Raw genomic sequence first — 16,055 nt, 5'->3', positions numbered from 1 at the left:
TAGTTAAAAATTAATAAGTGATCAATAAACTTAACCGATGGCAGCCCGAATATCACCCGATAGCTCGATAAGGTTCAGACTGCAAAGGCAGTTTAATCTCAGCATGAGATTCCTTTCCCTTCGGTAATACCGCAACGGGAGACTGGGTTGATTCCAGCAGAGTCGGTTCAGAATTCCGATGAGGAATCGTAATCTGAAACGAAATCGGAGAATTGGGACTCTTGTTACTTTGAGAGCTTGGAGCAGGAGCTTGGGGAAATGAAGGCAGAGAAATAAAAGGATCTTTAATAAAAGGTTCCTCAATATAAGGTTTGAGGTCATCTTGACTCTCCGTTTTCACCTCCAATTTAGGGGGTAAGGGGCTTTTCTCTTCAGAGACAGAAACTGACTCATCGGACAGGGGTGCTTGGATCACGGACGGTTGAGAGTCCTGATTCTGAACCGATTTAGGAGTGGGTATTGCCGTCAGTGGCGATGAATCGGGGGCTGGAGATTCCGTCACTAACGGTAAAGCCGGTTCCTGCGTTGGTGTTAAGGGAGCATCTACCAATTTAAGGTCACGGGGGGGCGCGTCCAAAACAACAACGGACTGCATCGGTTGATCAAAAATTTGCGAAAGTCGTTCCACCCGCTTGATAATATCCTCCCCTTTTTCTCCCGATATCACCTTAGCTTGATATTGAGTCACCTCTACGGGTAAAAATTCTACCTTCATTTTACGATGATCATTTAAAGCAACTCTTAAAACAGCCGTTTCATAGTCTGTCCGACTATTGCCCCCGAAAATAAAATTACCCAAGGAGTAAACAATCGGCCGACCTTTATAAATTTCTGCACCCTGCAAAACATGGGGATGATGACCAATAACGACATCCGCCCCTTGATCAATCGTGAATCGAGCTAAATCAATTTGCCAGTCTCCCGGATAATCATTGAGTTCTACCCCCCAATGGTAGTTAACCACCACCCAATCCACCTGATCTCGAATGGCTTTAATATCGGCTGCTACCCGCTCATCATAACGTGGATTCGTTCCCGCCACACCCTCACCTGCTGCATGAAAATCGGCATCATAATAGCCTAAATAGGCAATTCGTTGACCCTTGACTTCGATAATGGTAGGGCGACGAGCTTCTTTAAGATCTCGACCCGCTCCCACTGCATGAATACCCGCCCGGTCTAAGGTTTCAAGGGTTTCCACTAGCCCGGATTCCTCATAGTCCATGGTGTGATTATTGGCTAGATTAACAATATCAATGCCACCTTCTGTTAATACCTTAACCGCTTCTGGATCAGCTTTAAAATTAAACTGTTTATTCGGACGGCGCAGGGTAGAACGGGTGAGGGGATTTTCTAAATTCACCATCGCCAAATCTGCATCCCGATATTCGGGAAGTTGGGCAAAGGGTAAGGAATAATTTGTGCCAATAATCGTTTCAAAATGATCACTTAGGGTAACATCTCCCCCAAATACTAAAGTAACTGTTGGGTCTTGGGGATTTTGTACCTGTTGGTGTTGAACCACAGGAACCACTTCTAAGGCAGCTTGGACACTATCAGAACGTTTAGAAGGCGGTGCCACCATCACCACATTTTCTTGAGCCGGATTATTCAGGGGTAGCCTTTCGGCGGTGACTTCGTAGTAACTCACCCAACAGCCTAAGACGAAGGAAGAAACGGCTGAACCCACCAGGAACATTAACCGTAGGGTTTTAAATTTAATGCCATCAAGGTTCAACCACCGGGTTTGTTCTCGATGAACTCGATTAGCTGGGGTAACCAGCCGCACCGATTGTTTCCAGAGAATTTCCCCATCTCCTTGATAGCGAGCCGCAATTTTCACTCCTTCTAAGTTGGGAGCGTTGAGTTTCCACAGCAAGTGACAGATAAACTTAACAATGCTGTCGGCCATCGGTTCTTGTTGAAATTCAACCAAGACGGGTAAACAGCCTTTGCGATCGGGGGGGGCCACTCTTGCCGAGATGCCTTCTGGTCTAAGATAGGTATTAATTAAATAGCTGATTGCCCTTAAATCTCCAGAACGGGCTAATTCAAAAATAGAAGGTTGACCTAAATACTCTGCATAAACCATGAGAATGTTGTCCTCTCCTTTAAAAATTTAGATTGCAGTTTAGTTTAATCAATCACAATACTCTTGACCCTGTATCGTAGCGGACAGTTCGTTAAATACTCAATGATTGCAGTGCACGATTTCAACATAACGCTATAACTTTTCTCAGAAAAGTTTACCAGGTTTATTATAGGCTTTTCAGGGCTGGCGATCACGGAAGTTGAGTTCGGCATTTCCTCAACCCTCATTTGAAGAAAAGTTGCTGAAATCCCCTCGTTGAGCCAACTCAACCTAGATTTAGGGGGTATACTGAAAATGTCCTCACTCTCAAGGCATAAGTACAAACTAAATTTTTTAGGCTAAATTTAACCTTGGGGTTAAAATAGAGGACAATTGTTTAGTCAAAATGGATGATCTAGGAATCGAGTACAATTCAAGGGGCTTCGGCATCTTGCTCAACTGTCAATACTCGATTAACTAGGGACATTCACACGAGCCAGCGAACTTCTCAGGAAAAGTAAAAAATGCTACATCGCAAGATTTATCAGCTTTGTTGTGACAGTCGGGAAGTCTCGATCTTCTTACGGGATCAACAACGTTGGATTGAGAAAGCTCGAATTACAGATATTGAAGGAGATCTAGTCACGCTGCGCTATGAGACCGATGAAGAGGATGAATTATGTTCTTGGGAAGAAATGATCCGCATCGAAAGCATCGGAGCCATTAGCCAAAAGTTGGCCTCCGTTCCCAAGTGTGATTTTGATCTTCCTATTTCTGATGATTGCCCAGAAGCAGAACAAATTCACAAACCCACTTCTGAGTCTAGCCCAGATTAAGGGAGTTGTTCAAGCTTTATTCGAGACGCTCAATACATTCAAACATTGGGCAATATCCATCTGGAGTCACTTTAAAGCCGAAGAGAGCGGAAGCTTGATTCCAACACCGTTGTCCTCGATAATATTGGCAATTGCCACAACAATCGAGATCGACAGGAATGGGCCGATCACTTCCTTGGCTGAGAAACTCCCGTTGAGAAATGCCCCGCAGCACTAATTCCTCACCTTGCCATCGCGCTTCTACTAACCCGGTATCCGCAAAAGCTGGCCACCGGGGGTCGGTAGTTAACGCAGGGGGTAAGGTAATGTGAATTTGAGTTTCAAATTCCGTAATTTCCCCTTCATATTGGGTTTCCGTTAAGGGGGGTTGTAAGAACGTTTCCCCGATGGGCAACTCTACAAGGGTTCCGGCATCTGGGGTATGGAGTTGATAGCGGTTGCGAAGTTCTTCTAAATTGGTCAAATCGGCCAAATAGGTGGGAGAACCATGCACAAAAATAATATGTTGGGGCCGGAGGTTATGGATGAGTTGGGTTGTACCGGGGCCATCACAATGTTCTGAGATAAAATAGGTTTCAACCTGGGGTGCAGACTGTCCTGAGCGCGTCTCTACAAATTCAGGAATGGGGAGAATTTCTAAGGGTCTACCGGGTTTCTGGGGCAAAAATAACATCCAAGGTAGGGTAGAGTCCGCCCAATAAGAATTCCAATCGGCATACTCATCGGTGAGAATAATACAAGGAGACTCCCTAATTTGAGATCGGTATTGTGGGGTGAGTCGTCGAACCCTGGGACGAATGCGTTCATCCCAAAATAAAGGCTGATGTTGAGCAAAATTCTGGACACTGGCGGGAAACTGGGAGAGCAGTTGTAAATAAACATCGCATCCGGTCGCAACGGTTCCATCAACCCAAATATCGAGATCCCGACCTGTAAAATAATGGTGACTGCGAAGCAACATCAGCAGTTCTTGGCCTAAACCCAAACTGGGTGTGGGTAAGAGCAGACAATATTGAGCTTCTATCGCCCGATATAACCGTTCTGCAAGTTGGTTTTCCAGTTGACGGCGATGGGGATGACGTGCGGTGCCATAACTGCCTTCTAAGATTAAAACATCCGGCTTGAACCCTCGCAACTCCCCCAAAGGTAAGCCTTCCACCAGGCGAGAATTTGAAAGAAAAAAATCTCCGGTGTAAATCAGTTTATAACTGCGTTCGGTTGTTACATAATTAATCAGAATTACCGAAGCTCCGGGTAAGTGACCTGCGGGAAATAAGGTGACACTCAGTCCCGGCTTGAGTTCCCGGGCAGAATGCCAAGGTAACGACTGACAGAGGGGATGATTAACATCTGGTTCCCAGTCAGGCCAGTTCAGGGGTAACAGTTGGGTTGTGACTTCACTTCCATAAATCGGAATTTGAGGAAATGCCTGATGGAAAGCGAGTAAACCTTGAGCATGATCCGCATGAGCATGGGAACAGAGAACGAAGTCAGCCGGAGGTTGATCTGAGGAAGTTAATAGGGGTGAAATGTCCTGAATCCCACAATCGAGTAAAATGCGATGAGATCCCATCCGCACCAGCAGACACAAACCCTCCTCTGCATGGCCAACGCTATAGGGCAAACATTCCAGATCAATCACAGGAGTTCATCAACAGGATAATTAGTATAGATTTTAGAATTATGGGGGAGTTTTCCTAAAAAATGTTAAAAACTGTTGCATAAATGAGTTAAGAGGAGCGCTATTCACGATGTCGATTGCACAATTCCAAGAATTTTTTGATCATTGCGTGGGTGAATGGACAACGGAACGCACTTACCATTACTTGAGTCATCAGGAGGTTGAGCGATCGCATACTGAATTTATCATTCATCCTCTGGACAATGACGCTAAAGCCAAAGTCTTAGAAGATAATCAACGTTTATCAACAAACTTAGAATTAGAAACTCTCCCTGGATATCGACTGGCGTTCCAAACGGTTTCGGAAAAAGGGGATGAAGTTTCCCAAGCCTTGAATATTCTGTTTGTACCCCAAAAATTAAATTTCCCGATAATTGAAGGGGATTATTTGCGGGATAAAGCTTATGAAGAAGCGAAACCGATGGTAGCGTACTTTCGCTATGATACCGAAACCCGTGAATTATTGATGAAAACGACCTACACACGGGTTGTGTCCGTTGATTCTATTACTTTAATTAATCCAGAGTTAAGAATTCGTCGGATTATTAATTATCAACGACCTCTGAATCATGAACCGTTAAATAGGGTTTTATTAGTAGGGTTTGGAGTTGAGCAAAAACAATCATAAACAATCATCTTTTGAGAAGATTGTACAGCTTAACAATCAAAGTTTTTTATTGAGAAAAAGCAAGTTAGGAAGCCTTGCCAGATGGGACAGAGGGAGTGATCCACCCCATCTAGGATCAAAGGCAGGGTAACAGGAGAGCAGAGGAGAATCTAACCTCTTGCTATTGTGATCATAAGGGTAATTCTGAATGACTTGAGAAATGCAATAATTTCTTAAGTTTGTCCCCTTAACCTTCCTGATGGCTTGCAAAGGGGACTACAATTCTATTACAATCAAACATCAAAACCCGGCAAGAATAATTGACAGTCCTTGCTGTTCTATCACACATTGGCACTAAGGATAGGGGTGCAAGGTCAGGAGGATGAACTGTCACACGGCATCTTTACTGATTTTAACGATTGTGGAAAACTGAATTCCAACTTTGTACAGGATCTCAATCAAGTTCTTATTTCTTGCGGGTGAACAGATCCTCTCATTCATAGGTGTTATCGAGTGAGTCGAATTCTTATTGCTGAAGATGAACCCCGCATAGCTGCCTTTCTGGAAAAGGGACTGCGAGCGAATGGGTTCACAACCTCCCTAGCGTGTGATGGACGAGAAGCGGTAGAAAAAGCCCTCGCCCATGAGTTTGATTTGTTGATCCTTGATTTAGGGCTTCCTGATCAAGATGGTTTTCAAGTTTTGGAACAATTGCGCGGACAAGGAGAACAAATTCCCATTATTATCTTGACCGCTCGTGATGATGTTACTGATAAAGTAGCAGGGTTAGAAGGCGGTGCGGATGACTATGTGACCAAACCTTTCCGGTTTGCAGAACTTTTAGCCCGTGTTCGTGCCCGTTTACGACATCATCCCCCATCCGGGAATAAAGAGGATAAAGCCTTAAAGGTGGGTCAAGTGACCCTCGATTTATATACCCGTCAAGTCTGTTTAGGAGAAACACCCATTACTCTCTCCGCTAAGGAATTTCAATTGTTAGAAACTTTCTTGCGCCATCCGGGCCAAGTTTTGAGTCGAGAACAACTCTTGGATCAAGTTTGGGGATATGACTATGATCCCGGCTCGAATATTGTGGATGTTTATGTCGGTTATCTCCGCAAGAAGTTGGGGGGTGAGCGGATTGAAACGGTACGCGGGATGGGATATCGTCTGGTTTGTTAAAAAGGTTGGGAACTTTTGAGGGGTGTTAAACGTCAACGGACACAACTCTTCGAGAACGTGCGATTGAGATAAATTCATTAACAAGAGTCAAGGGTTTTAAATCCATTTCTAGTTCAATCCTCAGAAATATTCGATCACCTAAAGTTGTGGCTTGAGACTGCAAATAAAGTCCAACTGATCAGTTTTTGGCAAAAGCCTGAGAATTAGCGATCTCTTCTGTGTAAATCATCAGGTTGCATCTATAGATTAAGTGATTAACAATGATTTGGGAAACTGTTAAGTATTACCCCAACTTAGGGAAAGATTAAGTTAGGTGGGTGAGGATTAATAACAAGAGTGTGAATAACAATCAAAATTCAGTAATGAGGCGGATTCTAATCTGTTAGTATTTCCCTGAAATATTGGATTAGATATCCTGTATTATTAATAATTTCTAACTTCATTAAATTTTATTGAATTCATTTTTATAGAGAGATTAGGAGTTGATCTCGATCAAAATAATCTTTTATTAAACCCTGCAAAAGGTTAAGAATTAATTTGTACATTTTTTCCAAAAAGTTCACCTAAAATTTTAAAATTGGTGGGCTTTTTTACGTTTTATTTCAAAAAACCAAAATCTTGAAATTCGGATATTAAGATATTTCTCATATAGATTTAATACCCATCTTAAATCTATTTTCTAGGATTAAGATAAGCAGCCAGAAACCCTCAGAATTGGATGGTCTTTTAAATCTTAATCGCCCTTCTATTCTGAAGTTTCAAGATCAGTCTGTTAAAACACCACTTTTCTGTCTTAGATCTGACAAAGTTGAGAAAACTATGGATGACCTACAAAAATTTATCAAAGAATTTGATAAGCTCGGAGATAAAATCGGCAAGTTAGCTGATAAACCAGAGAAGTTTTTTAAAAAGCTAGATAAGATATTTGATAAGAATGCTTATCTGAAACTAAACCCTGATGTCAAACAAGCCGTTGAAGCAGGCTTACTGACCGCAGAAGAACACTTTTTACTCTATGGAATTTATGAAAATCGGGAATGCAGTTATATCTTCAATGTTCGTCAATACTTACAACTGAACGTAAATATAAAGATTGCTGTTGAGCAAGAAGGGTTGAGTGCTGTTGAACACTTTGTCGATCTTGGACAAAGCCAAAACCTCCCCTGGAATCCTCTATTTAATATTAATGACTACCTCACACTGAATCCTGATGTTGAGCAAGCTGTTCAAGAGGGCTTAACGAATGCGACTGAACATTTCTTGGATGCTGGAATTGAAGAACAACGTAATTTTAATTTTGTCTTCAATCTCCCAGATTATTTAGCACTCAATCCTGATGTTGAGGTACAAGTTCAACAGGGTTTAATTAACCCCATTAAACACTTTTTTGATTTTGGTCAATTTGAAAAGCGAGAATGTAATAAATCTTTTTTCAATGTCAAGCATTATCTAGCAGCAAATCCAGATGTTCAGCAAGCGGTAGAGGAAGGTCGAATTAGTGCGATCGCTCATTTTATGGAATTTGGTCTACTGGAAAACCGTCCGTTTAATCCGAACATTTCTGTCACCCAAATTTTACAACAATTCAATGTTACTAGCCTTTCAGCTATTAGTATTGAGCAAATCAAGCAATTTATCGAGGTATCGTTATCAACACCAACACCTATTCCTACTCCCACACCGACACCGACACCGACCCCAACGCCAACACCTGAAAATACAACCTCTGATACTCCTGAAATTGTTTTCAATGAAAGCGAGGGGTCTACAGATGACGACACAACAACGGAGACACCCACAACTCCCAATCAGCAGCGACCTCCCATCGATCTCAATATTCCTGAGCAACCTACACTATCACCAACTCCCACACCAGCACCCACTGTTGCGCCTACACCGCAACCAACACCAGAACCCACTCCAGTTCCCACACCGGAACCGACAGTTGCACCGACACCGGAACCCACTCCAGTTCCCAGTCAAGAGTTTTTCAATCTCGACTATATTAAAACCACCTACGCTTCTGTACTCAAAATTGGTTTAAATGTTGAGGATCTTAGCACCGTTTCAGAACAGGACATTATCGACTTTCTCAATGAAAATGGGTTAGAACTGGAAATTAATCCGTCATTGTATGTAGATATCAAGATCTACACCGAAACTTACAGTCAACAACTGATCAGTTTCTATCAAGTTACCTCTGTTTCTGAACTTACCTTTGTACAAATCCTCAACTATATTAGTGGGGAAGGTTTAGACCAAGGGAATAGTCCTTCTTTGTTTATTGATTTTGATTTTGTCAAGAAGAATTACGCTAAAAAATTAGAAAAATTCTTTGAGAAAACCCTTGACAAAATCACCAAGAAGGAGATTTTAGAATACATCGACAAAGAAGGAATTAAGAATGGAGATAAACTCTCTGGTTGCTTAGACTTTGACTATATTCGGTTAACTTATAGTGTTGAATTAACCGCTAAATTTGGCATTAGTATCGAACTGATCACGAATCAGCAAATCTTCGAGTTTATCAATAGTGAAGAAGGCTCTAATGTAATTACAAATCCTGCACCCACCGTTGATATTAACTTTGTCAAAGTGGTTTATGCACAACAGATTGCCGCTTACTTCAGTATTTCCATTGAGCAAGTCATTACTCTGTCCAATATTCAGATCCTCCAGTTTATTAATAATGTTCCCCCGGAACAAAGCATTGATACCTCCTGGACAGTTTCTTTAAATTATCTCGAAGCCGTTTATGGTACAGAGTTAGTCGCTCAGTTAGGCGAAAATCCATCCATTGAGCAAATTCTTCAATTGATTGAAGAACAAGGCATTAAAAATGGACATACGGTTTCTCCGTTCATGAGTTTAGACTATGTGAAACAGTTGCAACTCGATAAAATTATTGAGAAATACAACATCACAGATGTAACCCAAATTGAAGATGAAGATATTCTTGAAAGCGTTAATGTAGATTACGCCATTGATGTTGAATACTGTCGCGTTAAATATGTAACTCAACTGGCGGCTTACTTCAAAGTCTCTGAGGAAGAAGTTGTTAACCTGACCGATGAAAAAATCAAGGTTTATATCCTCGGAATTGGGTTAGAACTGGGATTAACTGGAAATGCGATTGACTTTAAGAAAGTTGAGAAATTACTGGAAAAAGAACTCAAAGATTTCTTTAAAGTCAAAGACGTTAAAGAGTTAACCGATGGACAAATTAATGCGTTTCTATCGGGTGAAGGTAAAAAACTCGGACTGATCCAACAAATTAGTGAAGCTGTTGATGTCGAATACTATAAAGGAATTTATGGTGAAGCTTTAACGGCTCAATTTGGAGAAGATGTCACCGCAGAAGAGGTTGTTGAGTTCTTGTTTGGTGATGCGGCTCCCGTAATTGACATCAACTTCTGCTTAGAGCAATATGCAGATGAACTCACACAATATGCGGAAGTTTTAGGCAAAACGTTACAAGATTTAAGGCCAGAGGATCTGAAACAATACTTCTTCAGCAATGAAGGGTTTGATGTTAATAAGAACCTCACTGCTTTTGATTTAGAAGCGTTCAGTACCCAATATTCATCACAGTTGATTACATTTTATAATGTGACTTCTGTTGCAGACCTAAATCAGACCCAAGTTTATCAGTTCATTACCCAGGAAGCTTACAAATTTAATCTCGATCTTTCTGAATTGATCTCAGAAGAGGGTCTGGCATTCTACAAGGAAGAATTCGCTGAAAAAATCGCTATTAAATATGGTGTTGAAGTCAGCGTTATTCAAGAACTAAATGCCAATCTACTACTCGATGTTGTCTTTGGCGGATGGTCTGATGATCTCGACTCTGACTACTTCAAAGAAAAATTTGAAGGAGATGTTCAGGCTGTATTTGGTGTAGAAACCATTGCTGAAGTTACGGATTTACAAATTCTCGAATACTTGCATGAACAGGAAACCGTTGATATTAAAACAATCAACTGGTTTGATACCGATGAATATGTCAAAAAATACGGTAAGGATCTCGAAGAAGCCCTAAAAGATTGCTACCCTGTTAAAGACATTAGTGAACTATCAAGTCAGCAAATTATTCAGTTTGCCTTTAGTGTTGATGCCAAAGCATTTAGTGTAGAAGGATTGATTGATTTAGAGTACGTTAGTAACACCTTTGGATCAGCCATTATTGGAGGTGATCAAGTTACTGAAAAATGGGTGAGTCAATATGTCAGCCTTGATGCTGGATATGTTGAGTTTCAACTCAGTAGTTTGATTCAAGCGGAAACAGTTACCTTAGAGCAAATTAATACAGTTCTGGGAACTACTGTTGCAAGCGTTGATTTGTTGAGTAAAAAACAACTCATCGACTTAATTAACAACAGCGAATTCCAGACTGCTTTAGGCGAAGGTGTTGAAGTCAAACTGTTCCAAGATACTCCGAATTTGGATTATATCAAGGAAACCTTTGCTCCCGCTTTAGCAGAAGTTTTAGGGGTGAATATTGCCTCAATTACGGGTGAAGAAACTAACGTTGTTACTAACGATGAAGTTCTAGCTTATTTCGTTGAAAATAAAGCCGCAGATATTGCTGCATTTGCGGGAGTTACTGAAGCTGAAGTTACAACAGATTTAGCACAACAATGGTTACTTGAAGCTAATGTCATCTTATTAAATGATGATGGGACTCCCGATGATGGGACTCCCACTGAAATTGACTTAGTTTATGGTCGTTATCAACTCGAACAGTTAGTTACGGACGAAACACTCACCCTCGATACTGTTAATGAATTCTTACCTGCCCCCATTGAGTCTGTAGACGCAATTACTGATCAAGATCTGACGAATTTATTACTCAATGAAGAATTTCAAACCGCATTAGGTGAGAACAGTATTGAGTTGGTTCAATCTAGCGGTTTAGATTTAGATTTTCTGGTTTCAGAATATCAAGATGAACTGTCAGCATACTACAGTTTACCTGTCGATACTGAATTCACTGAACAACAAATTATCGATTATTTCAGTACCGAATATGCTGAAGAAATTGCAACCGAAGGTGTGACGGTTGAAGAATATATTCAGCAGTTTACGGTGACAGAAATTCCACCAACAGACCCAGCAACAGACTTTGATCCAAAATATGTGAAATTCCAACTCCAAGATTTATTGGATCAGGATGTAATCACTCTCCAAGATGTTAATAATGTTCTGACTACTGATGTTCAGTCGTTAGATACATTAACAGATGAACAAGTTAAAGAATTAGTTCTCAACGAAGCCTTTAACACAGAACTGGGTGACGATAACGCTCTGAAACTGACACAAACAGAAGCACCAGATTATAACTATGTTCGTAGCATTTACGCTCAAGACTTAGCTGATACTTATGAGGTTTCAGTTAATGATGTTTTAGCCGGAGATATTGTTGAACTCACGGACGAACAAATCCTCCAAGCCTTTACAGAAAGTCTGTCAACGGTTGATGTGGGATACGTTAGTTATCAAGTGGAACAATTGATTACTGATGGAACGTTAAATTTAGATCAAGTCAAACAATTCTTAGGAACTGAAGACGCAACCTTTACAACGGTTGAAGATTTGACAAATTCTCAACTCATTCAGTTAGTCTATAGTCCTGAATTCAAGGATTTGTTAAAAGCAGGAAATCAAACGCTGGAACTGTCCTCGGTTGATTATCAACACTATATTGAGGACAATACCGATGCTTTGAAAACTGCCTATCCAGATGTTACTAATATCGAAGATTTAACTCTGGAACAAGTCAAACAGTTTATGTATGGCGAAGGTGTTAAACAGGGAATTCAGCTTGACAAATATCTCGCTCTTGATTATCTCGAAAGTACCTACATCAGCGCCATTAATAGTGTTGAAATTAATGACCAGGTGGTGTTAGATTGGCTGAAAGATGACTACAATGAACTGGATGTCAACTATCTGCGTTATCAATTTGAACAGTTAAGCGTTGAACAACAAACACAGTTATTAACTGAACTGCAAATTGAGAAAGACGTGAATTCTCTCACGAATCAAGACATCATTTCTATTGCTTTTAGCAGCACTTACAAACAAGTGTTGAATATTGAAAGCATTCAACTGAAAGCTATTGATGTTGATGCTTATCGGGAAGAATACGCTGAACAGCTTGTTGATTATTACTTCCCCCCTAACGATAATACTTCCGATAGCGGTACTCCCGACGATGGTACAACCAGCGTTGATACCCAACCGGAAGATACTACTGATGACGGAATTACTACAACAACCGATCAACCTGAAGAAGGTGATAGTGGAAATGTAAATCTGGATTGGGTTGATAAACTGAGTGACAAAGACATCATTAAGTTTGCTTTCAGCGAAGGAATCAAACAAGGAATTGATCCTCTGGAATTCGTTGATAAAGCATATCTGAAAACAGCTTTCAAAGCAGAACTAGCGACTCATTACAAAGTTGAAGTATCTGCGGTTGAGCAACTCGATGATTCTTTGGTGGCTGACTATGTTTACGGTGGGATTTTGGGTGCAGAAATTGACTACAAATTCTATAGCCAAACCTACAAAGCCGAGTTAGAAACCACCTTCAGTAAATCTATTGAACAAGTGACAGAAACTGAAATCCTGCAACACGCTTTAGAGGTAACAATTCCTCAAGGAAAAGCGATTGCGGCTGTTGATGTTGATGGATTTGTGAAAGAATACAAGGAAGAACTATCTGATATTTTTGGACTCGAACCCAAAGATCTCAAAAAACTGGATAAAGGTTTCCTCAAAGACTTTATTCTTGAACAAGCCAAAGATTACGATTTGGATGGCAAAAAATACACCAATCTCGACTACTATCGCAATCAAGATGGAGAAGAATTGTTAGACAACTACCGCGAGGAAAATGTCTACAATATTGATCCCCAGAAAGTCTTTGATTACACCGTTGAAAATCCTCAAGAAGTTCCTACTACGGCTCCAACAATTGACTTGGTTTGGTATCAAGAACAATATGCTGATGATATTGCAGCAAATCAAGCTAAAATTGATACCAATAAAGACAACCAAATTAGCAACGATGAGTTGTCGGTCTATGCAACCGGAGAAGGTTTAATTAAAGGAAATAAACCCTCTAAATTGTTAGAAGACTTCGATCAATATGTTGCCGATCCTGAAGTGCAAGAAGACCTCTTAAACTACTACAATATCGAGTCGGTTGATGCACTGACAAATCCTCAAATTATGACCTATATGGTGGGTAAAGGTTTGTCAGATGGTCACGAACCCTTCAGTGATGAATTCTTAACGAATAATCCTGAACTGGAGTTTGAAGCCTTTAAACAAGCTAATGCTCAAACCTTAGTTCAATACACAGGAGTTGCGATCGAACAAGTGACTTACTTGAATGTCTTTTCCTATCAGGCTAGTGCAGGTTTATTAAACTCAACAACCAGTAACGATGTTGTAGTTTAATCTCATCTTAAATTACACCTTATAACCTCTCCTGATTCGCCAGGGGGGGCTTTTTTATAGCTTGAAGTTTTGTATTATTCCTCTGATGCTATACTTTTTTTAAAACTTACCCAAATCAACCCCTTAAAGCATTTTGCCAATACCTATAAGTTTCTAACCCAATTTTATCTTGTTCTTCTTGATAAATTTTATCTAAACATTGAAACAATGCTTTAGCCTTAGTTTCTAATCCTAATAATCTTAAACTGGTTAAAATTCGAGTCAGACGTAAATAGTTATGATTCCGCCAACCCACCCACTGTTTTTTTCGGTTTGGATAAGTTTCACTGGGAATAATTTGTATCGCTTGAGATGGCTGATCCTCTAATTTTAGACCATAGAAATCTAACATTAATAATAAAGATTGATGTAAACGTTGTTTTAATTCCTTAGTATTTTTAAAGGTTTCAATTACAGACAGATTTAAGGTAGGCGCATCCCAATTAAAACGGCTTTTTTCCACTAAGGGAAACAACCATTGAATATAATCATGGGTATATTCTAAACGGTCATGATCCCATTGCCAAATCTCCTCAATTTTCCGTCCTTGATGATCAGGAGATAAGCCTAAATAAAACAAAATAATAATATCCTGATTGTTAATAGTCATAGCGTTATCAGTTATCAGTGTAGAGACGCGCCTGGGCGAAGCTATGCCGTAGGCTTTTGGCGCGTCTGTACCAGTTATCAGTTATCAGTTATCAGCTAATGGCTGGTAACTAATAACTATTACTTACTCTTCCCTCATCCCCTTGTTCCCCTATTTTCTTATCATCATAAATCTCTGTGGGTAAATGGTTTAGTGTTATTGCCGGAATAGGTTGCTACAATATGTCCATCCCCAACAATTTGATATTTATAAGTCACTAATCCTTCTAAACCAACGGGGCCACGAGGGGGCATTTGTTGGGTACTAATTCCCACTTCTGCACCGAAACCATACCGAAATCCATCTGCAAAACGAGTGGAACAATTGTGAAAAACTCCCGCCGCATCGACTTGATTTAAAAAGATATTTGCAGATTCTTGATCTTCGGTAACAATGGCATCGGTATGGCCAGATCCGTAGGTATTAATATGGGCGATCGCTTCTTCTAAATTACCGACTATTTTAATCGATAAAATTAAATCTGTATATTCCGTTGACCAATCTTCCTCGGTTGCTGGCTTAATATTAACGATCTCTAAGGTTTTAGCATCTCCTCGCAATTCGACATTTTTAGCTTGTAATGCCGTTACGGCTTCTAATAAAAATTGAGACGCAATCTCTTGATGAACTAATAAGGTTTCTACCGCATTACAAGCAGCCGGATATTGAATTTTAGAATCAACAGTAATGGCTATGGCTTTTTTAAAATCCGCCGATTTGTCAATATAAACATGACAAATGCCTTCTGCATGACCTAACACCGGAATGCGAGTATTATCCTGAACAAACTTAACGAAAGAATTAGAACCTCGCGGAATAATTAAATCAACATAATCATCTAATCGCAATAATTCTAAAATTTCTTCCCGTGTAGTTAATAGTTGCACCGCTTCAGGATTAACCGCAGTTTGAGATAATCCTTGACGAATTGCATTAACTAAAGCTTGACAGGAATGAATCGCCTCTTTTCCACCTTTTAAAATTACCCCATTTCCTGATTTAATGGCTAAGGCAGAAATTTGAATCACTGCTTCAGGACGGGCTTCAAAAATTACCCCTAAAACTCCTAACGGACAAGTGATTCTTTTGAGTGTTAATCCTTGATCTAATTCTCGATGAATTTGTACCACTCCTACGGGGTCGGGTAACTTAGCAACGTCTCGTAATCCCGCAATGGTACTGTTTAATTTAGTCCCATCAAATTTAAGACGATTATATAACGGTTTGGGAATTCCTTCGGCTTCTGCGGCACGACAATCAGCTTCATTCGCTGCAATAATTTCCGGTGCTGCTGCTTCTAAGGCTTGAGCAACGGCTTCAATGGCTTGATTTTTTTCTACTGTTGATAATCCTGCTAATTTCTGTGCTGCTAAACGAGTTTTTGCTGCCAGATCAACCAGAGGAATAGAACGAGTTTCCGAAACTGTCATTGTTACAACTCAACCCCAAAACAGGAAAAATTACTATTTTTTTATGATATAGCAGGGAAGAGGGAAGAGGGAATGGGGGGACAAGGGGACAGG

8 protein-coding genes are annotated in these 16,055 nt (G+C 40.3%); 4 read left to right on the top strand and 4 right to left on the bottom strand.

From position 1 onward, the window contains the following. Nucleotides 1–52: 52 nt before the first annotated feature. The gene (locus tag IQ236_RS20545; protein ID WP_193871011.1) at nucleotides 53–2,092 is read right to left on the bottom strand and encodes a CapA family protein; all 2,040 of its coding nucleotides are present in this window, start codon (nucleotides 2,090–2,092) and stop codon (nucleotides 53–55) included. Between the two features lie 503 nt (nucleotides 2,093–2,595). Between IQ236_RS20545 and IQ236_RS20540 the strand changes: the two genes are divergently transcribed. Then, nucleotides 2,596–2,907 (top strand): DUF6679 family protein, encoded by a 312-nt coding sequence (locus tag IQ236_RS20540; protein ID WP_193871010.1) that lies wholly within the window; start codon nucleotides 2,596–2,598, stop codon nucleotides 2,905–2,907. Nucleotides 2,908–2,923: 16 nt separating this feature from the next. Here the strand turns inward: IQ236_RS20540 and IQ236_RS20535 are convergent, their stop codons facing one another. After that, nucleotides 2,924–4,549, bottom strand: a complete 1,626-nt coding sequence (locus IQ236_RS20535) for an MBL fold metallo-hydrolase (protein ID WP_322744280.1) — start codon at nucleotides 4,547–4,549, stop codon at nucleotides 2,924–2,926. Between the two features lie 109 nt (nucleotides 4,550–4,658). Between IQ236_RS20535 and IQ236_RS20530 the strand changes: the two genes are divergently transcribed. The 3 genes from IQ236_RS20530 (at nucleotide 4,659) to IQ236_RS20520 (ending at nucleotide 13,844) form a co-directional block, all read left to right on the top strand. After that, nucleotides 4,659–5,216 (top strand): phycobiliprotein lyase, encoded by a 558-nt coding sequence (locus IQ236_RS20530; RefSeq protein ID WP_193871009.1) that lies wholly within the window; start codon nucleotides 4,659–4,661, stop codon nucleotides 5,214–5,216. Between the two features lie 492 nt (nucleotides 5,217–5,708). Continuing rightward, on the top strand, nucleotides 5,709–6,377 hold the full coding sequence (locus tag IQ236_RS20525) for a response regulator transcription factor (RefSeq protein ID WP_193871008.1): 669 nt from the start codon (nucleotides 5,709–5,711) through the stop codon (nucleotides 6,375–6,377). 819 nt (nucleotides 6,378–7,196) lie between these two features. Then, entirely contained in the window at nucleotides 7,197–13,844 is a 6,648-nt protein-coding gene (locus tag IQ236_RS20520) for a hypothetical protein (protein WP_193871007.1), read from the top strand. Between the two features lie 115 nt (nucleotides 13,845–13,959). On the opposite strand, the gene IQ236_RS20515 is transcribed toward IQ236_RS20520, so the two are convergent. Both IQ236_RS20515 and IQ236_RS20510 read right to left on the bottom strand, forming a co-directional pair. Continuing rightward, nucleotides 13,960–14,493, bottom strand: a complete 534-nt coding sequence (locus tag IQ236_RS20515) for an opioid growth factor receptor-related protein (protein WP_193871006.1) — start codon at nucleotides 14,491–14,493, stop codon at nucleotides 13,960–13,962. Between the two features lie 164 nt (nucleotides 14,494–14,657). Continuing rightward, entirely contained in the window at nucleotides 14,658–15,962 is a 1,305-nt protein-coding gene (locus tag IQ236_RS20510; protein WP_193871005.1) for a glutamate-5-semialdehyde dehydrogenase, read from the bottom strand. Between the last annotated feature and the right edge of the window lie 93 nt (nucleotides 15,963–16,055).

It is taken from the genome of Planktothrix mougeotii LEGE 06226 (assembly GCF_015207485.1).
GTDB lineage: Bacteria > Cyanobacteriota > Cyanobacteriia > Cyanobacteriales > Microcoleaceae > Planktothrix.
Note: the sequence above shows the minus strand (reverse complement) of the source record. Positions and strands in the feature narration are given on the sequence as shown.

Coding starts and splice junctions, on each gene's coding strand:
- IQ236_RS20510 (WP_193871005.1), bottom strand. CDS start 15,962: ATGACAGTTTCGGAAACTCGTTCTATTCCTCTGGTTGATCTGGCAGCA.
- IQ236_RS20540 (WP_193871010.1), top strand. CDS start 2,596: ATGCTACATCGCAAGATTTATCAGCTTTGTTGTGACAGTCGGGAAGTC.
- IQ236_RS20520 (WP_193871007.1), top strand. CDS start 7,197: ATGGATGACCTACAAAAATTTATCAAAGAATTTGATAAGCTCGGAGAT.
- IQ236_RS20545 (WP_193871011.1), bottom strand. CDS start 2,092: ATGGTTTATGCAGAGTATTTAGGTCAACCTTCTATTTTTGAATTAGCC.
- IQ236_RS20515 (WP_193871006.1), bottom strand. CDS start 14,493: ATGACTATTAACAATCAGGATATTATTATTTTGTTTTATTTAGGCTTA.
- IQ236_RS20530 (WP_193871009.1), top strand. CDS start 4,659: ATGTCGATTGCACAATTCCAAGAATTTTTTGATCATTGCGTGGGTGAA.